A 21,963-nucleotide genomic window follows, 5' to 3' on the forward strand; every position below is an offset into this window, starting at 1 on the left:
GAAAGCCCTGGAAGGCTTGCCACTTCCACCGGCCGAGCTTGTTGTCCGTCGCTGTTTTCCTAGCGACTGATAAATGCCGGTGATTCGACCAAACGGTGGATCAACTGACGGACCGGATAATCTTCATCCGCGACCGAATCGCAGATGGCGTCCACCGTCGAACGATCCTGAGGTTCCAACCGCCGCCCCAGTGCAAAAGTCATCATGCTTTCGACAAACGATCGTGCAAAGAACGATCGACGCTGGGCCAACAGCATTTTCAACCCTCCTAGGTCTTCGAAAGATTCACCGCTGGGCAGTTTTCCACCTGTTTCAATGGCAATCTTATTGCCGTATCGATCGCGACGACGTCCGATCGGATCAAAGCTTTCCAAAGCGAAACCCAAGGGATCGATTTTTCGGTGGCATTGATTGCAGGCTTGGTCGCTGCGGTGTTTTTCCAACAGATCGACGATGGACTTCGCGCCGCGAACATCGGGGTCGATCGCCGGAACATCGTCCGGGGGTGGCGGTGCGGATTGACCCAGGACGGTTTCCAGCATCCAGACGCCACGAATTACGGGGGACGTTTCGATTCCGTTGGCAGTGGCCGTCAACACGGCGGCTTGTCCCAACAGTCCTCCACGCAAGGGATCATCAAAATGGACCAGACGGAATTGTTCAGCCTGTTCCGCGGGGATCGCATCGGCGATGCCATACAAGCGGGCAAGATCGCGATTGATGAACGAATAGTCGGCGGTCAGGAATTCGGTCACTGGCAGGTCGTTGTCAATCAAATGCCGAAGGAATAACTCGGATTCACGACGCATGTCGTCTTCCAGGCTGTCCTTGTAGTAAGCCTTGAACGAATTGCGATCCGGTGGTTGGCTGCCCAGGTCGCTAAGCCGCAACCATCCGTCCAGGAACCGGCGAATCAAGACATCGCTGCGGGAATCATTCAGCAAGCGATCCACTTGTTCGGCACGAACGGCCCGGTCCGACAGTTGCCCCTGCGCTGCACATTGACGTAACGAATCGTCGGGCATGGTTCCCCACAGGAAGTACGAGAGACGGGTCGCGATCGCATAGTCGGACAAGTGGTCTGCCGAATCGTCCACGTCGGGATCCATGTACAGAAACGCGGGGGAACACAGAATGGCGCGAATCGCGTCTTGGAACGCTTCGAAATCGCTGCGTCCCTGTTTCTTGCGAACGGCAACGACCGACATCAGACGATCGACCTCGGCGGGGCTGACCGGACGTCTGTAGGCTTTGGACGCGAATGCCGATAGGATCTCGCGTGTTCGCTCCGGTGCGAATGTTTGTTCGCCAAGCACCGCTTGCTGGCTGCGTGTTGGTGTGCCCGCTTCGATGGGGCCGCGGATCTGAACCTCATGGATTCGGATGTGTGGCAAAAAGCCGTCACGAATGATCGTTTTGCGGTCGACGAAGATGCCGCTGCTTTTTCGTTTGTTTTTCGGCAACAGTTCCGGGTACTTGCGAACCAAACGAACATACAGGGGCCGCACTTCGGCCATCCCGTTGGGGAACGTAAAACGCGGTGCGAATCCTCGATCCAGCGGCACACGGAATGTCAGCCAAGTCGGCTGATCGTCGGGAACCTTGGAATGCGCCAATACTGGCTGCATCGGTTGCATCGTGTGCTGTTCTTTTAAAGCCACATCGCCAGGCACGATTGCCAGACGGAACGGTTCGTCCAGTTCAATGCCAAGCTGGTCGGCCGGGTACGGTGTGTCACGGTTTTTCGCTTCGGCCAGTACGCGGATTTCGTAGGTTCCGTCGACCGGAACGCCTTGATCAAAATCCAGCAACGGTCCGTAGGCACCTTCGGGGCGATCGGCCAGCGGACTGTCGTAAAGACACAGATAGCGATAGTCAAAAGCTTCCTTGTGGGCGGGGTTCAGCTCAGGCTGTTGCAAAAAGTGGCCGCGGAAATTCCAGGTTCGTTCTGGGACATCACGTGATTGCCGAAACACCTTTTCCACCACCTGGTCGGCGGCGTCCAGGTAGTGTTCCAGCAGATAGGCGGACGTGACCAATTCGTCACCGACATTGTCGAACGATCCGCCAACCGTATCGGCGGGAAACGACAGCGTCGGATCAAACATGGACATGTCCATGTCGAACAGATCGGCAATGGTGCGGCGATATTCGTCCCGGTTCAGCCGGCGCAGGACGGTTTGGCGGTTCGTGCTTTGGGACGCCTGTTGGGCGAGGGCGATCGATTCGCGAAGGGATTCGGTGGTCGCCAGTCGGACCTTTTCAGCAGGTTGATCCGCGTCTTGGGGAGGCATGTCGCCCAGCGTCAGCTGATCGACAATCTCGGTCATCAGGATCACATCATCGGCACTCGGTTGCCGGTAATCGATCTGGTCGAAACGACGCTGGGCTTCTTGCGTGTCCGGTCCGTGACAGTCGGCACAGTATTTCGCCACAAAAGCCGCCAGGTCGTCGGCCGGGCATTCCCGCGGCGACATAAGGACAACGATGCAGGACAGCGCGATCACACACCCCAGCGGTCGGCGAAGGCAGGGTGATGCCGCCACCAATCTTTGAAACCAATGCATTGTTGATGTTCCTAACCGTTGGCCACTTCGATGCCACGCAGCGTACCGGTGCTGGTTGCAAAGCGGTCGGCGGGAACACCGAATCGATTCAGCATCGTCAAGAACAGGTTTGTCAGCGGCGGTCGATGATGAGCGGATGAATCAAATGCCAAGTGCCGTCCGTGCCGGAATCCGCCACCGGCCAAGATGACCGGCAAATTGGTGTTGGTATGCGAATTCGCGTTGCCCATGCCGCTGCCGAACAGAACCATGGTTCGATCCAACAGCGATTGTCCCTGTTGATCGATTTTCGAAAGCTTTTCCAGGAAATTGGCAAAGTGCTGGACTTGGTAGGTTTCAATGTCGATCAACGCATCGATGCTTTCTTGAACCTGACCGTGGTGCGAAAGCGCGTGATAGCCTTTGCGGTATCCGAATCGGCTGGACGCAAAATCGCCGCCGATTTCCAACGTTGCGACACGCGTCGAATCGGTCTGTAGTGCCAAAGCCATCAAGTCATATAGGACCGGCAGATCGTCCACCATGTTGGTGTTGTCCGGTGCCGGCAGTTCCGTTTTCGGCTTGGGGATGGTCGACCATTGTTCGCCCAATTCCAAGCGATGTTCGACTTCGCGAACGCTGGTGAAGTATTCGTCCAACTTGTCACGGTCTTGTTGGTTCAGCCGTTTCGCTAGCGACTTTGCGTCATCGTTGACCGCATCCAGAATGGATTCATGCAGACGGAAACGGTCGATGGCTTTCTGTCGATCCGCCTGGGCATCACCGACGAACAGCCGCTGAAACAACTCATGCGGTCCCGGAATCGGTGGCACGCGAGTGCCGCTGCGTGTCCACGACATCTGGCATCCGCCATGGATGCCAGTTTCCGATCCAATGGTCAACGACGGGAATCGCGTTTTTCCGGCAATCGTTTCGGCGGCCCGTTGATCGACGGTGATGTTGCCGTCGGGTTGCGACGCGGCATCGACGTGGCGAACGCCCGAAAGAAATGCGTGGATGGCAAAGTGCCCGCCTTTGACGCCGTGGTCCAAACCCGAGATCACGGTCAGATTTTTTCGCTGGCTTTCAAGCGGCTTCAACGTCGTCGACAATTCGTACCGATCACCTGCTTGGCTGGGCCAAAACGCGCCGGGATAAAACCCCAGCATGTTTCCGATACAAACCATTCGCATCGGCGTCGCTTCGGTGGTGGCGGCCTGGGCTCGGCGAGGCAGCGATTCCATCGTTGGCAGGGCGATGGTCAGGCCCGCGGCTTTCAAAAAGCCACGACGACCGCGGGGGGCATTTCGCATCGAACGCGATTCCCTGGTATTGGGTGGGGCGGGAGGGTGTGGAGGCAGGCGATGCCAGGCAGGACCCTTGATTCTAAGCGATCCATCGGTCGCGGCAAAATTTATTTGGCCGGGATATGCGACCGTGCCGGATCAATTCAACACAGATCGCCGCCCGGGCCCGTCCCCAGGGCTAGGCAAAAGGGCTAGGCTATCCGAACGATGTTTGAATGGGCCGACGGCCGATCGGACGATCGTGTGGACCGCTGATTCAGGCGGCAAACGGCGAAACGGGAACTTCCGGCGGTCTCACCCGCTGGTTCCAGTGTGAATAGGATTTTCGGTCAGACGGATGGACGATTCAGAAGACGAAGCACCACAAACGGCGGACGATGTATTCCGAACCGCGGTGATTTTTGAATCGGCACTGGGGCTGCTTGCACTTTTTTTAGGGTGGTTGCTGGGGCCGGACCCGCGTGCCTTGGTTCCAAAGATCGACCTCAGCGTTTTTCAGTGGGATGTCTGGTCACCGGTGGTCTTGGGGATCGGCTATGGGATGGCCGCCGCGATTCCAATGCTTTTGGGAATCGCCATCTTGCGTCGCTTGCCGTTGGAATCGGTTCGCGAATTGGAACGACTAAGCGACGACGGGATGCTGCGTCTGCTGCTTCAGCTCGGACCGCTGGAATTGATTCTGATCAGCTTGTGCGCCGGGGTTGGGGAAGAACTCCTGTTCCGTGGGTGGCTGATGCAGTGGTTGTCGGAAAACCCCAGCGGTGTCTCGGGCCCGCTTGAAATCGGCATCGGTCTGGTCGGATCATCGATCGCGTTCGGGTTGGTCCATCCCATCACGCGGCTATACGTCGTGGTGGCATCGGTGATCGGTTTGTACTTGGGCGTGTTGCTGCTGCTTAGCGGAAACCTGTTGATTCCCATCGCGGCGCATGCGACCTATGACGCGGTCCAGCTGATGATGACGGCTTGGCAAAAGAGTTCGGATTCGGTCGACCTTGACGAATCGGACGACTGATCGATCCGATCGGGTCCTAGCGATGCTGCCGTGCCATTCCGGTCCGGCGAAATCGTCTTGTCCCGTTTCAATGGCTTGGGGTGTTCCCACCGGAACACGGCGCCGATGGGGACAATGGATCCCTATCGACGTTTCGGTTCAAGGAAGAACCCGCCGTGTTGTTGCCGCATGCACGAATCTTTGATCGCTATGGCTGTTTGCACAGCCGATGGATCGTTGCATGCTTGGTGATCATTGGCGGATGCCGAGGCCATCGTCCTGCTTGGCAAATTGCTCAAAGCAGCGTTCCGGTCAAACCATCTGCTGCATCGGTACAGCCGTTCCCATCGCCAACCGACGCGTCAATCCCGGGGGCGGATACATTTGCAGGGGTGGCTGCCGGCAAACAAGCAAGCCCTTTGCGATTGGCGTCCCACGAAGACGTCGATGATGCCACCGCCAATGATGCCGCGTTTGAACAACAGTGGGATTCGCTGACCGGCGGTGATGAACAATTCGCGTCCGTCGGCGGTTCAGAAGTATGGACGGGTGGTGATGGCGAGGACGGGTTGCCGCCAAGGCGACCGTTGAGCGAAGCCGAAATGCTGACCATCGCGTTGACCGACGCGCCGGCGATCCGTTCGCTGGGGATTCGCGTTTTATCAAATCCCGAATCATTAACCACGGCGTACGATCGGGCGATCGAAGTGACCGACCCGTTCTTTGGGCCCGCCGCCGCGTTGGCGGAATTTGACAGCCAGCTTTCCGCCAGCCTGAACACCGCCAACAACGATCGTGTTTTTAACAACGCGACGCTGGGCGGCGAGGTTCAGGAACTGGTGCAGGACACCGCCGAAGCGACAATTGGATGGCAAAAGCGGTCGGTCAGTGGTGCGGTTTTTGATATCCAGCGGGTTCACCTGTACGACAACAACAATCGGCAAGCCAATCGGTTTCCCAATTACTGGGAATCCTATTTCGAAGCCGGGGTGCGTCAGCCGTTGTTGCGTGGTGCCGGGCGGACGTTCAATGAAATTGCCGGGCCCAATGCCAGTCCTGGATTCAACTTTTCCAACGGCATTTTGATCGCACGGATGAACACGCAGATCAGCGATATCGATTTTCGAATCGCGCTGCGTGATTTTGTTCAAGAACTGTATGCCACGTATTGGACGCTTCGCCGAGAGTATCAGTCGCTGGAAAGTTTGGTGGAGGCCAAGCAGATGGCCTACGAAACTTGGCAATCGACTCTGGCGCGACGCGAGGCAGACTTGCAGGGGGGCGAAGCCGATAAAGAAGCTCAGGCGCGTTCCCGCTATTATCAACTGCGACGTCAGATCATCAATGTGTTGGACGCGGATCAGCCACAATCCGGATTGCTGGTCACCGAACGTCGGTTACGTCAAATGTTGGGCATGCCTATCAACGAAGGCGTGATTCTGTTTCCTGTCGATCCGCCGGCCGACGTGAAATATGTGTTCGATTTTCCCGCGTTGGTGCAGCGAGGACTCAGCTATCGCGATGAACTGAGACGCCAGTCGATTCGCGTTCAACAGGAACGTTATCGTTTGATCGCGGCAAAGAACTTCTTGTTACCACAGGTCGATCTGATCGGACGATATCGCGTTCGCGGGTTCGGCGACGACCTGTTTGGGGACGGGCCGGATCGTTTCAGTTCCGCATTCGACGATTTCTATTCGTTCGACCACCAAGAGTGGCAATTCGGTTTGGAAATGGGCGTTCCCGTTGGCCGACGCCAGGCAAAGGCAGCGGTGGCCAATGCGAAACTTCAGCTGAACCGACAGTTGACGATTTTGGACCAGCAGCAAACCGCTTTGCGTGCCGAGATCAGTGATGCGTACAGCGAAGTCGACGCGGCCTATGATGCGTTGACGGTGTCAAAAGAGATCCTGGACGCTTCCCAAGATCGCTACGACGCATCATTGGCGCTATATGAGAGCGACAAGATCCAGATCGAATTCTTGTTAGATGCTCAACAGGAACTGGTGCGATCACAACAGCAAATGGCCGAAGACCAAAGCCGGTATTCCATGTCATTGATTCAATTGAATGCGGTGGCCGGAACCCTGTTGGCCGATCTTGGAATCAACGTCGCTTACGGGCCATGCGGTACCCAAGAATCAGTAGTGGAAGATCACCCCTGATCGATCCGGCGTCAACGCGACACCGGTTCCCTTTCGATCGCCATCGTTCCTTTCATGCCGGCACGCAACCGTCGGTCGGGGTTGTCGATTCGTGCCCAAAGACGTGTTTGACCGGTGACCGGGTGCAGTTCCGACGAAACAAATGTCACGTTTCCGGACCAAGTTTCGGTGGCGGACGATGCGGTCATCGGGGACGCCGCGCTTGCCATGCTGGTCGTACGCAAGCGAAATTCCACCTTGGCGTCCAGCAATTCATCGCCATAACGCTGACCATCGACAAAGCACTCCACACGAATCGGATTTAACGCGATGACTCGAACGAGCGGTTTGCCTTGTTCCACCCACTGACCGGGTTCGACCATGACTTCGGCAACGCGACCGCCGATGGGTGATTGATAATGGTGCTTGGTCAAACGGGTTTCGATCAGACGCACCGCCGCCAGTTTTTCCCTAGCTTTGGCCGTGGCGATTTCCCGTTGATGATCCGCCTGTTCGATCGCCAATGTGGATTGGTCGACGACCAATTGCAGTCGTTCAATTTCCGTCCCGCTGATCGCTCCGGCGAAACGCTGGTTGGCCTGTTGTGATTTTTGCAATTCTTGTTGGTGAACGTCCAGCGACCGTTGGGCGTACCGAGCGTCGACATCGTTGCGGCTTTCGATGACGGCGGCTTCGTAGGCGGCTTTGGCGGCTTGAAGTTCCGCGTTGATTTCTTCGTCGGCGAATTGAACCAACTGCGTTGCAGGTTCGATGGAATCGCCCTCGCGGACATGAATGCTTTTGATGATCCCGCTGATCGGTGACGCCAGCGTCGTGTTTTGAATGAGCGACGTTTGGGCGTCGACCTGAATGATCGGTGATGTTGTGCCCGATTCTGACGCCGCACTTGCGTTAACACTGCTTTCCGTTGGCGTTTGCCCGACGACATGGCCGGCGAAAAAGCACGACACAAGGGCCAGCACGGCGCCGCCGGTCAGTTCAAGAGTGCGAAACGCTTTGGGTGCCAACGATCGGCATCGGCTTGTCTGGGCGGCGGAAAGTAGTGACATCGAACCTGGACCCCAAAACACAAGGCGGGTGGACCGGCCCCGGGGGCCTTGCCGGCAAAGCTAGTCGCCGGGGCAAGTCGATTCAATGATTTCCATCTCTCTTGGCCGCAGGTCGATTCCTGGGGTAGCAATCGTGCGGGTTATTCACCCACCGGGCGGCGGACGGTCACCCGATAGGCCCAAACGTACGTGGGGCCTGATTCCGAGGTCGGGCGCAGACAGATGGATGCACCGTCGGTGTCTGGCCGGGTCGAAGATTCGGGGGCGATGTCGATCAGTGATCGATGTTCGGCGGGCCATTGATACGTCGACCGTGGATCCGTTGAGGGGGCCTTGCTGCGGCACGCCCATTCGAATCGAATCGTACAATCATTGTCGGTAAAGGATTCCGGTTCGACACTGACGCTGAAGTGGCTGGTCCCGCTGGCGCCGACGCCCAAGGCAACGCAACGATCACCGATCGATTCGACGGAAATTTGTTGCAGAGGGGCCGAAGCAGGCCAGACATCTTCGCCCGTTCCTTCGACGGATTTCAGCAAGGGGTGATCGCCGAAGGCTACGTCGTGGCAAAACCGGTCCATCTGCCAATGGAAGTGGACCGCGAAGTTGCCGATGCACAGTCGGACATCCTGCGGTAGTGCATCGTTCGGGCCAGTGGTTGCGTCGGCAGGTTGGGTCATGACGCGACCGTGCCTGCAACGGGCAACTCATTAAAACCGGACAACAGTTTCAGTCCATCCGCTTGGCTTTTTTCCGGATGAAACTGGCACGCGTAAACATTGTCTTTCCACACCATCGCACAGAACGGCCCGCCGTAGTCGGACGTTAAAGCGACGACCTCAGGATCGTCGGGGCGAACGAAATAGCTGTGGACAAAGTAAAAGTGCGTGCCGTCGGCGATATCCTTCAAAATCGGGGCATCGTGTTTTCGTTGGACTTGGTTCCATCCCATGTGGGGAACCTTGAAGCGATCGTCCAATTCAAACCGAACGACTTCGCCGCCGATGATCCCCAGGCCTTCGTGTTCGCCGTGTTCGGTGCTGCGGTCAAACAACAGCTGCAATCCCAGACAGATCCCCAAAAACGGGCGACCTGACGCGACAAAATCGCGAATCGGTGCGGCCAAGTCGCGACGATGAATTTCGTCCATGGCATCGCCGAAGGCACCGACCCCTGGCAGGATCAGTTTCTGGGCTCCGGCGATCGTCTGTGGGTCGGATGTGATTTCGGCTTGGCCGCCGACGCGCTGGATTGCTTTCTGGACGCTCCGCAGATTGCCCATCTGGTAATCGACGATCGTGATCATGGTTGTTCCGGCAAAGGGACTTGAGTCGGGCCTGTCAGGTACGCGAAAAGGTCATGGCGGTCTTGATCGGACATCGCATCGATCAAACCGTCGGGCATCGCAGACTTTTCAGTCTTTTGGGCTTCTTCGATTTCATCCGCAGCCACCGTGATCTTGTCGGTTGCGGTCTGGATCGTCCAGGTGCGGTCGTTTTCATCCAACACCAAGCCGTTGACGACCCGGCCGTCGGCAAGCAAAACCACGGTCATGCGATAGTCCTTGTCCACGACGGCACTGGGATCGATCACATTTTCCAAGATGTAATCCCAGTTGGATCGGTTCGCGCCGGTCAAGTCGGGGCCGACATTGCCGCCCGATCCGTACAGACGGTGACAGGTCCCACAGTTTTTTTCAAACAGGAATCGGCCGCGTCGCGCGTCGGCGGTTTTCAAGACGCCGGTCGCAAAGTCCGATTTCAACGCTTCGATTTGGCGTCGTTTTTCAATCGGGCTGACTCGAACCTTGCCCCAGACGCGGTCAATGCGATTCGACAGGGATGCATCCGCCAAACTGTGGATTTGCCGGACCTGCGACGCGGTGACGTCCGTACGTGGGATCTTGTTGCTTTCCAAAGCATCGATCAATTGGTCGGCAAAGGAAACGCGGCTGACCAACAGCGAGACCACTTCCGGCCTGCGGGGCGCGCGAAACCGGTTGTACTGTGCCAAGATCATCCGGGCGACCTCGGGGTTGTCGAACGTCGACAAACCTTTGGCCGCGACCACGTTCGTTCGTGGATCGCGAAGTAGTTTTTGACAGACTTCGAACAGATTATCCGGACGGCTGTCGATCAGCGTTTGAACGGCTGCCAAACGTTGGGCGGGATCCGCCGATCCATCAAGTGCCAGTTCGGTGATGGCTTCCAATGCCTGCCCGCTGCCAAAGACCACGTCCAGGTTTTGAATCTGACGTGACAAGCCGTTCTGTTTGGCTGCCGCTGCGAAGGCATCCCAACCCAGGGGACGGTCCACCCGACGGACACCACGAACCGCAGCGGACAAACCGGTGATGACATCGGCCATTGCATCGGCATCGTCCGAAGCGGCGACGCCACGCAAAATTTGCGTCAACGGTTCCGGAGACGACGCAATGTCTTCGGCCAAACGACGCGTCACGTTCCGACGAACTGTCGACAGTCGGCTATCCACGCACAGGGATGCCAACTGGTCCGGCGATTGTTCCGCCACCGGCATCAGTCCGTACCAAATCAACGGCGGGATATTGTGGTCGCCTTCGTCCTGGATTCGCCGGGTCAGGGGGGACGCCAGCTTCGTCCGCAGGTTGACGGGCAACCGCTGAAGTGTCGATGCGAGGCTCAGTCGCACCAAAGCGGAATCTTCTGTTTCTGCCAGTTCAACCATCCGGTTCAGCCAAGCCGATGCACCGGAGAATCCTTTGTCCGTTTCCTTTAGCGATGCATGCCACGGGCCCATGACGTCGTCGATGGGCCAGGAATCAGCGATGGCGCGAACACCGATCGCACGCATCGTTTCATCGGAATGCTTCAGCAAGCGTTCCAAATCGGCATCGTTCAGTGAACGGAGCGCCCACAGCGTGTGAGCCAACCGGGCTTGCAGTTTGATGTCGGCGGCGATCCGGCAAGTCGCACGGATTTTCCGAATGTCGTCCGCCGTCAGCGTGCCGGCGGCTTGGCGTGATTGCAGCACCAGTCGTGCTTGTCGAACGAACCAAGCGTTGTCGCTGGTATGGAGGGCGACCAGGGATTCCACCGACTTTGCACGCAGGTCGTGCGGCGAACCCGCCACAGCGTTGGATGTTGCACCTGCGCCGCTGCCTTCGTAGCGGATCTGGTAGATGCGTCCGCTGGTACGATGAACGCCGGTGTGTTCGTGGCATTCGCCCGTATCACTCCAGTCCAGGACATAGACGTCGCCAGCGGGACCGTACGACATTTCCATGCCACGAAACCATGGATCGGTGGCGATCATGAAGTCCGGTTCGTGCCGGGCAACATAGCCCCCGCCGATGCGTTCCAAACGTTCCACGTTGGCCCGTCGACCGTGCAAATTCAAGGTGAACAGTTTGCCGTCGTAGATGTCCGGCCATTTACCGCCACGATAAATCATTGCCCCACAGTGGGCGTGACCGCCGCCGAAATCGTTGGCCGCACCGTCGCGTGATGCCTGCCATGTGCCGCCGGTGTCGAAGTGCCAGTGGTCGGCGTGAAAGTCGATCAGTTGATACGTGTGACGATTCGGATCCAGCGTGAAGGGCCGCCGAAAATGAGCACCCGCGATTCCATGCCACAGATGTCCGATGACCGTGTTGGTAAAGAACAGATCACCCGCTTCGTTCCAGTCGTGCCCCCAGGGATTGGTGGTTCCCGCATTGATGACTTCCACCGCGGACGTCGTCGGGTGATACCGCCAAATGCCGCCCTCCAGTGCAACGCGTTGTTCGTCGGGGGTGCCTGGGGTGCCGATTCGTCCCGGGCATGATCCGCCACAGCGTCCGTAAAGCCACCCGTCGGGGCCGAATCGCAGGCCGTTGGCAAAGTTGTGATAGTTTTGCTTGGCGACTTCGAATCCATCCAGAATGACTTCGGCCGGCCCGTCGGCCACGCCATCACCTTCGGCATCGGGGATGAATAGCAATTGCGGCGGGCACATCAGCCAGACGCCACCAAGTCCGACTTCGACACTGGTCAACATTTGCACGTCGTCGGTAAAGACGTGTCGCTGGTCGGAACGACCATCGCCATCCTGGTCGACGAAGAAGAGGACTCGATCACGAAGGCTGCGATTGAAACGTTCGCTGCGATCGGAATAGGTGTAATTTTCCGCGACCCACAGTCGACCACGCGAATCCCAAGCCATATCGATGGGATTTTGAACGTCTGGTTCGGCGGCAAAAACCCGTGCGGAAAATCCGTCGGGCAATTGCATGGTGGATGCCGCCTGTTCGGCCGACATCACCGGAGCGTCGCCGTCGCGATCGTTGTTGATCGGTGTGGGGAAATCGTCGGCGCCGGCGGTTGTGGCGGCGACGGTCAACAGCAACCCGACGACCAAGGCCAGCACGTGGAAACGTTGCGTGTCGCCGTGTCGGGTGAAGGGGGCACCAGGGGGACACCGGAAAGCATAGATCGAAGGCATCAAGGCGGGCCGCAAGTGATGGGTGGGACGAGGTCGCAAAAAGCATGGCGAGACCGCAGGACGGTCATGAATCAGGTGATCGTGCCGTATCCAAAGTAATCGTTTTGCGGGCTCGTTTCAGATCACGTGCTGTCGATTTGGCTCGCGGACGATTAACATTTGCTGCGCCGTGCGACTTCGCCGACGTTGGGGCACCCGGCGAAACCCGCCAAACGTTGCCCAGCGAATGCCGCCACGCGGTACTTCGTCGGCGCGGCTTTTTGCCCGTTCGTCCGCCGCCCGTTTCCGTATTCCCCGCCCCGATAGAAACCTGCCAGCGTCATGAAAGCTCTTCTGCTGACCGAATACAAAAACTTGGAAGTCACCGACGTCGATGAACCGGCAGTCGGGCCTGACGACGTTCTGGTCCAGGTCGAAGCATGTGGAATCTGTGGCAGCGACATCCACGGTTATGACGGCAGCAGCGGCCGCCGGATCCCACCGTTGGTGATGGGGCACGAGGCGGCGGGAAACGTTGTTCGGACCGGCGAAAACGTGACCGACCTGAAACCCGGCGATGCCGTTACGTTTGATTCGATGGTGTCTTGTGGTCAGTGCGACTTTTGTCGTTCTGGTCACCAGAATTTGTGCGACAACCGCATGGTGTTGGGCGTCAGTTGTGGCGATTACCGTCGCCACGGAGCATTCGCCGAACGCATCAGTGTTCCACGGCGAATCGTGTATCGCCTGCCCGACGGTCTACCGTTGGAACATGCCGCCCTGGTCGAAGCGGTTTCGGTGGCGGTACACGCGGCCAACGTGACCCCCATTACCCTGGGCGATACGGCGGTGGTGGTCGGTGCGGGGATGATCGGTTTGCTGACGATCCAAGCCGTTCGTGCCGCCGGTGCGTCGCGCGTCATTGCCATCGACATCAACGATCGTCGTTTGAAGGTCGCCCAAGACGTTGGTGCCACCGACGTGATCAACAGCAGCCAGGTCGACGCGGTACAAACGGTCATTCAAATGACCGACGGACGAGGGGCGGACGTGGCGATGGAAGTCGTCGGGATGACACCGACCGTACAGACCGCGATCGAATCGGTTCGCAAAGGTGGCTGCGTGACCTTGGTCGGAAACGTCACGCCAACGATCGATTTGCCGCTGCAGTCGGTGGTCACGCGTGAAATCCGGTTGCAAGGCACCTGTGGCTGCAACGGTGAATATCCCCAGTGCATCGACATGATGGCCCGAGGCATCATTGATGTTCGTCCGCTGATCACCCAGAAGATCACGCTGGCACAAGGGCCCGAGTGGTTCGATCGGCTTTACAAAGGTGACCCGGATCAAATGAAGGTCATCGTCTGTCCCCAGACTTAACCTAAACGCAAGCACCGACGTGGTCAGTGCTGGACGACCAAAGTGACTTCGCTGCGACGGTGATTGAACATCACATCGTTCATGAAGCTGGTCATCAACATCAAGCCGCGACACTGTTCGATTTCAAAAGATTCGGGGGTGCCAGGTGCGGGGGTCGTTCGTGTGATGGCCCCTTTGCCTTCATGGGCCACCGAAATCCGCGTGTCGGAATTCGCGATGCTGACTTTGACACGCACCGCCAAGTCACAGTCGGCCGCGTCGGCGTGTTGAGGATCCAGGATCTGTGATTCGCGGATCTGCAGGTTACCGTACTGAATCGCGTTGAAGATTGCGCTGGCCATTGCTGTTGCCGTTCGGTAACGCAAGTTGGGGTTTCCGCACTTGGCCGCCGCCATTGTCGTCACCAAGTAATTGGCAACGACCGGAATCGAACCGATGTCGTTGGTCAGCTTGAAATAGAATTCGGGTTTGCGTAGTTGTCCCGCCAGACCTGATGCCTGAGCCTCGGCGACGCGGTAGCCCAAAACTTGTCGGACGACCTTGGTCAACAATTGTTGCAACGAATCCTTGGGGACAAAGTCGGTCGCACCAATGGCCAACGCGTCAACCGCAAGCGATTCGCTGCCACGCGCGGTGACCACGACGATGGGGATTTCCGGATCGCTGTTGGTCAGGTGTTGAACCAGCTGGCACCCGTCCAGAACCGGCATGTTTAGATCCGTCACAATGGCGTCGCAACGGTTGTCGTTCAGATAGTCCAGCGCTTGCTGGCCGTCTTCGACGCAATCGACATCGTGCTGGTCAGATTCCAGGATCGACCGTAACACTTCCATGTGCGTCAGGCTGTCCTCGGCTACTAAGATTTTGGCCATGACAGGTTTCCTGACATCATGATGGGCATGCTATTGACGTCGCCTCATTCAACGTCGAACCGAAAGAACGTCCATTGTATCCCGTTTGGGGGCGGACGTGGACAGGATGCGGGCCGTGCGCGATGCAAGGAGGCTGTCGGCTGCACTGCTCACACACTGACGGGATTTCATTCCCCCCATGGCTGCGGATGGTCCGTCGATCGAACGTTCAGCGGCTGGTTGGCGTCGGTGTTGTTTTGCAAGATTTGTGTTGTCTAGGGCCGCGTTTCGTGGTCCACCGCGTCCGCCACGCGGTCCCGTTCTTCGTGACACCGCCGGGATGTTATGAGCAAGATTGAACTTGTCGCCGTCGACTATCAGAATTCCCAACATGCCAACGACCTGGTTTCGATGTTGGATCACTATGCCAGCGACGTCAGCGGCGGCGGAGAGCCTTTGTCGGCGGAGGTTCGCCAAAGCTTGGCGGCGCGGTTGGCCACCCGAAGCGATGCCGACAGCGTGTTGGCGTACGTCGACAATCGCCCGGCCGGACTGCTGAATTGTTTCGAAGGGTTTTCCACCTTCGCGGCGCGTCCGCTGTTGAACATCCACGACGTGATCGTCCATCAAGACTTTCGACGCCGTGGGATCGCCCGACGACTGTTGAATGCGGCCCGCGACATTGCGATTCGTCGCGGGTGTTGCAAGATGACGCTGGAGGTGTTGTCGGAAAACCGGGGCGCGGTGGCCGCTTATAAACAGTTCGGGTTCGAACGCTATCAACTGGACCCGACATTTGGGCCCGCAGTCTTTATGGAAATGAAGCTGGACGGTGCCGCGTCGCTTGCCTGATTCGCAGCAAGGTGCGGGGCATTGGGAATACCGAAACACGGGCCACGCCCCAGATCCGTGCCACGCCGCAGATATTCGTCAGTCCAAGACAAAGTCCAGGGTTTTGGAAAACTGGGTCAGCACCACACAACCGTGCTGGGAATAGTGGGGGCCGTGTTTCGTTCCCGCCTGAGCAAAGAAAACGGTCCCCGGGCGATAGTGTTGACCATTTTCGATGAAATCGCCTTCCAGCACGTAGACCAATTCGTCGGCGATGTCATGGTGGTGAGCCGGAATTTCAGCGCCCGCGTCCATCCGGGTCAGGACGGTCAGCCCCCCCGTATTCGGATTCGTGTTCAGGACCTTATTGGTGACGCCGGCAAAGTCGGACTCCTTCCAGGAAAAGTCGTCGGGATGACAAATCGAATCGTACATCGAACGTTCCGTGGTCCAGTGGTGCTTGTCCGAAAGGGGAAGGGGCGGGATGTTCCCTGCGGTGTGATGTCCAATCCTACCCCAGGACATCCGTTTCGACAGGCACCCGTCGCACATCAGTGACCTGTCCGCGACAATGGCGGTTGTCCATGCTGACCCTGGTGCCAGTGTGTGCCAGAGACGTGTGGCGATTGTCACGGTGATCACCAGTGTTGGTGATCCCTTGGGCAAAGAGAGCCTTTTTTCGAAGGGAGACGAGTGATGGGATGTACCTGTTGCCCAGCAGTGCTGTTGCGACGCGTGACGCCTTGGGCCGCGACCGTCCTGGTCGTGTGGTTCGGCCTGTTCGCGTCTTGCACGGGGATGGCTTTGGCAGTTCCGCCGGAGTTTGCGCCCCAGACGACGGACGACCCCCCGCAAAATCCTCAGATCCGAGTGCCCGCCGATTTGCCGCCCGCCCCGACGCTTCGCACCCCCGATGCCGATGACGCGGTGATGGACAAGATCAAAGAAGCGCTGCAGGGAAACGGAACCCCGGGTTCGGACGACCCGTCGATCCTGGGCGGCATTTTGGAGCACCTGCGTAGCAACAAAAGCGTGCTGCATGGATCGACGTTGGACCCTTCGCTGGTTCCGCACGCATTGCCTCCGTCGGCACCGCCCCGACCGGCGGGCAATATGGCGGCGGGCAATATGGCCGCAAAGTTGGCCGAACAGTTGTTGCGGACCGCACGTCAATTAGAGAAGTGGAATCGAACCGTGGGTGATGCCGATCCGGCGACGATTCGCATGGTGGATGATTTGCGGCGACAAGCCGGCGTCGTGCTGGGATCCCGGCCGATGGCCCATGGGCACCACCTGACACGGCCGGGTGATGGCGATCCGAATTGGACGTCCCCCGCCCGCAATCCAGAACACCGTCCCACCGACCCGCGCCGTCATCCGGTGCGTCCGACCGAACATCAGCAGCCCGGACCGAGTGTTCGTCCGGCGTTGCCCCCGCCCGCGCCGATACCGCCAAGACCGATGGGTAATCCACCGAAGCATGACGAAATGCCCTTGGACGCCCCCAGCCTTTCGGTGCCCGATGCATTGGGCCCGCCGCCCGATGAAGTGCCGTCGCTGAAGGTTTTGCCTCGTTGATTTCGTTGACTTGAACCACAATGGAATCTCCGGCCGTCCGGCACGACGACGTGTCGAACCGGACGAACAGGATCTGCCCGATGCAATGGTCGCGATGGCGACACATTTCCCCGCCCCGATTTGACGACTGACAGTCCCTTGACGCTCCGACCCGACGATTCTTCATCCCCTTCCCTTCGCATGCGACGCGGTCGTGCGCGTTGGCCGCTATTGATCGTTGTCGCCGCACTGGTGGTCGTGACCGCCGCGGTTGCCGCCGATTATTGGTCGGCCAAGCCGGCCGAGTACCAGGCAACGTTCGTGGGCCGCGAAGCCTGCGTGGACTGTCACCAGGAAGAAGCCAAGCTGTATCAGGATTCTCATCACGATTTGGCCATGGATCTGGCGACCGATGAAACCGTCCTTGCGGACTTTGGCGACGTCACGTTCACGCAATACGGAGTCACCAGCCGGTTTTATCGCGATGGCGACAAATTCATGGTGAACACCGAAGGCGAAACCGGGGAAATGGAGGACTTCGAAGTCAAGTACGTCTTCGGTTACACGCCGCTGCAAAACTACATGGTCGAATTCGATCGGCCCGATGACATGCCCGAAGACCAGGTCGCGCGAGTGCAAGTCTTGCGACTGACCTGGGACACCGAAAAAGGCGAATGGTTTTACCTGTCACCGCCGGACGTCTTTGAAAAGATGGAACCCGATGATCCGTTGCACTGGACCGGCATCGGGCAGCGTTGGCAAATCATGTGCGCCGAATGTCATTCGACCAACCTGCAAGAAAACTACGACCTGAAGACCAACCAGTACCACACGACGTTTTCAGAGATCGATGTCAGTTGTGAATCCTGTCACGGTCCGGGCAGTCTGCACGTGGAATTGGCCAACAGCCGGTCCTTGTTTTGGGATCGCAACCATGGATATGGCCTGGCCAAACTGAAAGGCGATAATCCGCGTCCGCAGATTGAAACGTGCGCACCCTGCCACAGTCGGCGGGCCTTGTTGGATGAAACCTTTCAACCCGGTGATCCCTATCACGATCATTTCCAGTTGGAAACGCTGACCGAAGCCACGTATCACGCCGACGGCCAAATCAAAGACGAAGTGTACGTCTATGGATCCTTTATCCAAAGCAAGATGTACCACGAAAAAATTCGTTGTACCGATTGCCATGATCCGCATTCGTTGCAGCTGAAGTTCCCCGGCAACCAAGTCTGTACCAACTGTCACCAACACGCCGCCGGCAAGTATGACGTCCCGTCGCACCATCATCACGAACCAGGCACCGAAGGCGCGATGTGTGTGAATTGCCACATGCCTGATGCAACCTACATGGCGGTTGACCCACGACGTGACCACAGCATGCGGGTGCCACGCCCGGATCTGTCATTGGCGATCGGTACACCCAATGCCTGCAGCGATTGTCACGTAATGGATCAGCTGGAAGACGTCCGAAAACAGATCAGCGAAAAGGATCGGAAAACGATCGAAAAGATGTACCCGTTGGAGGAATACGCCAATTGGTTGTTGGCCGCGCAGGCGGGGATCGAACCCGTGGCCGACGCGGTTCGCAAGACCGACCAATGGTGCGAAGACGCCTGTGAAAAGTGGTACGGCGAAGACCGGCAAACGCCCAAACACTGGGGCGAAGACATTGCCGCGTTTCGTCGTGGTGACCCCGACGGTGTGAAGCGATTGATCAAGGTCGCCAAGACTCGCGGTGGCTATCCGTATCCGCCCATTGCACGGGCCACGGCGCTCCGCGAACTGACCCTGCGTCCGGTGGGTGACAGCGAACTGCGCAAAATCGTCGATGCTGCCAAGGAGATTTTGGCCGACACCACCGACGAACCCATTGTCCGCGCCGCGGCCGCCTCGGTCATGCAAGTCGCACCGCCCACGGTGGCGCGGAAGTCGTTGGTGACCGCGCTGCAAGACACTTCACCGCTGGTGCGAGACGAAGCCACGCGGACACTGGCTCAATCGGATGCCTATGGCACGCTGACATCGTCCGAGCGAACCCAAGTCGATTTGGCGCTGAAGAACGTCAAGCAGACACTGATGATCGGTGGTGATCGCGGGGGGGCCCACATGACATGGGGCATCTTGAACGAACGGACCGGAAAACTGGAGGAAGCCGCCAAGGCATACCAGAACGCGCTGCGGATCCAACCGGCGATGACCGGCCCGCGAACGAACCTCGCGTCCTTGTTGGAACGGATGGCGTCCCAGCAACCCGGCCCGACCGCCGCACAGTACCAGCAATACGCGGCGAAGCTGCGCGACGAAGAGTTGCCGTTGTTGATCCGCGACGCCAATCTGGCACCAGAGAACGCCGATGTTCAGCATCGATGTGGACTGGCGCTGTACTTGGCAGGTCGCTACGACGAAGCGCTGCAGCGACTGGAATTGGCCGCAAGACTTGCTCCCGAGGTCGACCAGTATCAGATGGTGGTCGAATTGATGAAGCAAAAGATGGCGGAAGAAGAAGCGTCGAAGTAGTCCGCGTCGGTTCGCGGACCTCTTCAACGGCTTTGCCCGATCAGTGTTGCTTAGTCCATCAGACGCATCAGTTGCGCGCCAATGGTGATCAAGTCGCCAGCGGGCGATCGCGTCACTCGCCGCGAATGCTCCGGTGCATGTATGTGTCGCGTTCCATAGGGTGCGGCCACGCTGCTGCGATACAAGCTGGACCGGTAATTGAAATCACGCGTGTCAAATCGGTCGCAAGATTGCGGCAAACCCGACGGAGTTCGGCGTGGCGCGCTGTCCAGCGGGCTGTAAGCACGATAGTCGTCGACGGTGATCCCACGAGGCGTCGTGGGAAAGATCGGTGGTACCGCCAATGTTCGTGGTGTTGTGATCGGTGCCACACTGATCGGCGGCGGAACCGGAATCGTTTGCGGAACGTTGGGCGTGATCGGTACCGACGACGACCGATATCCGCCATACGCGTATCCGGGATCCAGCGTCTGTGGCAGGCGTGTCACCGCGCCTCCGTAGGCACCGCCCAGTTCCAGATGTGTCGATAGGATGGTGAAAGCGCGGCGGACATCGGTCCAGCAAGCGGTCAAACGAGGATCGGCGTATCCGCTGGAGAACAGAGTCGCTTCGATCCGATCCTGCAGCCCCACCACATCGTAATATCGGTCCAACAATCGGTCCGTATTGCGAGGGTCGCGGGCGGCGGTACGAAGCAGGTTGGCGGCCGAATTCAAACGATCGATCGCTCGTTCGGTGTACGAATCCAGATATCGGGCGCGATCGCTGTGCGTTTCAAATTCGCGGACCGCGTCGCGGTAATAGTCGGCGGCTCGGTAAAGCGGCGTGTCGTGATTGGCCGATGCGACCGTTGCCGGAGCGATCGAGAATGCCAACAGGGTCAGGGTCCAAATACGGGTCATGGTCAAAAGCGTCCCTTGCGTGCGTGGGAGAGCCCGGGGGGCGGTGGAAAAGTGCGTTCGGCCGTCACGACCGATTTCAAGGGTCGTGAAACGCATCGCGGATGCCAGAATTTCCAGCGACGCCCATCGCATTGCCATAAGTCGTTTCTTTGCTGCGACTTATGGTCGTTTGAGTGAGGCCCATGCGGGAAAACGCGTGTCGTCAAATTGATAATGGCCAGCCGTGGATGCGGTCTCAGTTTGTCGTCAATGTGATGTCGATAAGTGGGGCATCGTTTCACGACAATCGTCTTGTCTTGGTACCAGCGGATCGGCTAAACCGGTGGACGACACGCAACCGTCGAGCTTTCCGAAAGGATTCGGATGACCATTTCAATCTCGGACTTGGCCGCCATGGTGGGTGGCAAGTTGATCGGAGACCCTTCCCGGATGATCACCGGGGCCAACCCGCCGGCCGAATGCCAGACGGGGCAAATCACTCTGTTGGACGAAGCCAAACGGGCCGGGGAATTCGACCCGGGCTGTGCCGCCGCGGTCGTCACGCCGGTTGCCCTGGCCGACGGTATGGAAGCGGAGTGTGTTCAGATCGTCGTGGAGGATCCCCACGAAGCGTTCGGCAGGATCGTCGCCCATTTTCGTCCTCCACTGCCCGCGACCGTCCCGCAAGCCGGAATCGATCCCGACGCGCAGGTCGATCCGACCGCAGAAATTCATCCAACGGCAACCGTGGCGGCCGGTGCCTTCATCGGGGCCCGCGTCCGGATCATGCCGGGTGTGGTGGTCGGCCAGTGCTGCACGATTGACGAAGACTGCGTGTTGCACGCCGGCGTCGTGCTTTATTCGTACACCCGCTTGGAACCACGCGTCGTCCTTCATGCCGGCAGCGTCCTGGGGGCGCACGGCTTCGGATATCGCCAAGAAAACGGACGTCACGTCCCGACCGCTCAGCTGGGATACGTGCACATCGAACGTGACGTGGAACTGGGGGCTTGCGTCACCGTTGACCGCGGCACCTATGGTGCGACGCGGATTTGCGAAGGCACCAAAGTCGACAACCAAGTGATGATCGGACACAACTGTCGGATCGGTCGCCACAATTTGATTTGCAGCCAAGTCGGCATTGCCGGCAGCTGTCACACCGGTGACTACGTCGTCTTGGCTGGCCAAGTCGGATTGAAAGATCACATCAAGCTGGGGGATCAGACGATCGTCGGCGCCCAGGCCGGCGTGATGGAAGACAGCCAGGGTCACGAAGTTCTGCTGGGGTCACCGGCGACCGGCCAGCGGGAACAAATGCAGATCATGGCGACCGAACGGAAGTTGCCCGAGATGCGACGTGAACTGAAATCGCTTCGCAAGGAACTGCAGTCGCTGCGTCAGATCGTCGGCGACGACGTACCCGTTCGAAAGGCGGCGTGAAC

At 58.4% G+C, this 21,963-nt stretch carries 16 protein-coding genes; 7 read left to right on the forward strand and 9 right to left on the reverse strand.

The features are described 5' to 3' along the window. Positions 1 to 59: 59 nt before the first annotated feature. Positions 60 to 2,567 (reverse strand): DUF1592 domain-containing protein, encoded by a 2,508-nt coding sequence (locus HFP54_RS19100; RefSeq protein ID WP_168566405.1) that lies wholly within the window; start codon positions 2,565 to 2,567, stop codon positions 60 to 62. Between the two features lie 11 nt (positions 2,568 to 2,578). Further along, complete coding sequence (locus tag HFP54_RS19105) at positions 2,579 to 3,859, reverse strand: DUF1552 domain-containing protein (RefSeq protein WP_146415784.1); 1,281 nt, start codon at positions 3,857 to 3,859, stop codon at positions 2,579 to 2,581. 331 nt (positions 3,860 to 4,190) lie between these two features. Here HFP54_RS19105 and HFP54_RS19110 point away from each other — a divergent pair, with 331 nt between their 5' ends. Together HFP54_RS19110 and HFP54_RS19115 are read left to right on the forward strand one after the other, a co-directional pair. Further along, a complete protein-coding gene (locus HFP54_RS19110; protein WP_146415783.1) occupies positions 4,191 to 4,868 on the forward strand; it encodes a CPBP family intramembrane glutamic endopeptidase in 678 nt (225 codons plus the stop codon). Positions 4,869 to 5,023: 155 nt separating this feature from the next. After that, positions 5,024 to 7,012: a TolC family protein gene (locus HFP54_RS19115; RefSeq protein ID WP_315853934.1), complete on the forward strand. Its 1,989-nt coding sequence runs from the start codon at positions 5,024 to 5,026 to the stop codon at positions 7,010 to 7,012. A gap of 11 nt (positions 7,013 to 7,023) precedes the next feature. On the opposite strand, the gene HFP54_RS19120 is transcribed toward HFP54_RS19115, so the two are convergent. The 4 genes from HFP54_RS19120 to HFP54_RS19135 form a co-directional block, all read right to left on the reverse strand. Then, on the reverse strand, positions 7,024 to 8,061 hold the full coding sequence (locus HFP54_RS19120) for an efflux RND transporter periplasmic adaptor subunit (RefSeq protein WP_168566406.1): 1,038 nt from the start codon (positions 8,059 to 8,061) through the stop codon (positions 7,024 to 7,026). 140 nt (positions 8,062 to 8,201) lie between these two features. Continuing rightward, positions 8,202 to 8,741, reverse strand: coding sequence for a hypothetical protein (locus HFP54_RS19125; protein ID WP_168566407.1), 540 nt, complete (start codon positions 8,739 to 8,741; stop codon positions 8,202 to 8,204). Beyond that, positions 8,738 to 9,367: an imidazole glycerol phosphate synthase subunit HisH gene (gene hisH, locus HFP54_RS19130; protein ID WP_146415780.1), complete on the reverse strand. Its 630-nt coding sequence runs from the start codon at positions 9,365 to 9,367 to the stop codon at positions 8,738 to 8,740. Before hisH ends, HFP54_RS19125 begins: the two co-directional genes overlap by 4 nt. Continuing rightward, complete coding sequence (locus tag HFP54_RS19135; protein ID WP_168566408.1) at positions 9,364 to 12,522, reverse strand: PVC-type heme-binding CxxCH protein; 3,159 nt, start codon at positions 12,520 to 12,522, stop codon at positions 9,364 to 9,366. Before HFP54_RS19135 ends, hisH begins: the two co-directional genes overlap by 4 nt. 321 nt (positions 12,523 to 12,843) lie before the next feature. Here HFP54_RS19135 and HFP54_RS19140 point away from each other — a divergent pair, with 321 nt between their 5' ends. After that, positions 12,844 to 13,881, forward strand: a complete 1,038-nt coding sequence (locus tag HFP54_RS19140) for a galactitol-1-phosphate 5-dehydrogenase (RefSeq protein ID WP_146415778.1) — start codon at positions 12,844 to 12,846, stop codon at positions 13,879 to 13,881. 23 nt (positions 13,882 to 13,904) lie between these two features. Here HFP54_RS19140 and HFP54_RS19145 read toward each other — a convergent pair whose 3' ends face one another. Further along, positions 13,905 to 14,753: a response regulator gene (locus HFP54_RS19145; protein WP_146415777.1), complete on the reverse strand. Its 849-nt coding sequence runs from the start codon at positions 14,751 to 14,753 to the stop codon at positions 13,905 to 13,907. A 324-nt stretch (positions 14,754 to 15,077) separates the two neighbouring features. Here HFP54_RS19145 and HFP54_RS19150 point away from each other — a divergent pair, with 324 nt between their 5' ends. Then, positions 15,078 to 15,584, forward strand: coding sequence for a GNAT family N-acetyltransferase (locus tag HFP54_RS19150; RefSeq protein ID WP_168566409.1), 507 nt, complete (start codon positions 15,078 to 15,080; stop codon positions 15,582 to 15,584). A 78-nt stretch (positions 15,585 to 15,662) separates the two neighbouring features. On the opposite strand, the gene HFP54_RS19155 is transcribed toward HFP54_RS19150, so the two are convergent. Next, positions 15,663 to 15,998 carry a cupin domain-containing protein gene (locus tag HFP54_RS19155; RefSeq protein ID WP_168566410.1) on the reverse strand — a complete coding sequence of 112 codons (336 nt, stop codon included), beginning with the start codon at positions 15,996 to 15,998 and terminating at the stop codon, positions 15,663 to 15,665. A gap of 261 nt (positions 15,999 to 16,259) precedes the next feature. Here HFP54_RS19155 and HFP54_RS19160 point away from each other — a divergent pair, with 261 nt between their 5' ends. After that, positions 16,260 to 17,141, forward strand: a complete 882-nt coding sequence (locus tag HFP54_RS19160) for an efflux RND transporter permease subunit (protein WP_168566411.1) — start codon at positions 16,260 to 16,262, stop codon at positions 17,139 to 17,141. Between the two features lie 180 nt (positions 17,142 to 17,321). Then, a complete protein-coding gene (locus HFP54_RS19165) occupies positions 17,322 to 19,640 on the forward strand; it encodes a HEAT repeat domain-containing protein (protein WP_168566412.1) in 2,319 nt (772 codons plus the stop codon). A 50-nt stretch (positions 19,641 to 19,690) separates the two neighbouring features. Here the strand turns inward: HFP54_RS19165 and HFP54_RS19170 are convergent, their stop codons facing one another. Further along, positions 19,691 to 20,542: a hypothetical protein gene (locus HFP54_RS19170; protein WP_168566413.1), complete on the reverse strand. Its 852-nt coding sequence runs from the start codon at positions 20,540 to 20,542 to the stop codon at positions 19,691 to 19,693. Positions 20,543 to 20,905: 363 nt separating this feature from the next. On the opposite strand from HFP54_RS19170, the gene lpxD reads away from it, so the two are divergent. Further along, a complete protein-coding gene (lpxD, locus tag HFP54_RS19175) occupies positions 20,906 to 21,961 on the forward strand; it encodes a UDP-3-O-(3-hydroxymyristoyl)glucosamine N-acyltransferase (RefSeq protein ID WP_146415771.1) in 1,056 nt (351 codons plus the stop codon). Positions 21,962 to 21,963: the final 2 nt, after the last annotated feature.

The organism is Crateriforma spongiae (assembly GCF_012290005.1).
Lineage (GTDB): Bacteria > Planctomycetota > Planctomycetia > Pirellulales > Pirellulaceae > Crateriforma > Crateriforma spongiae.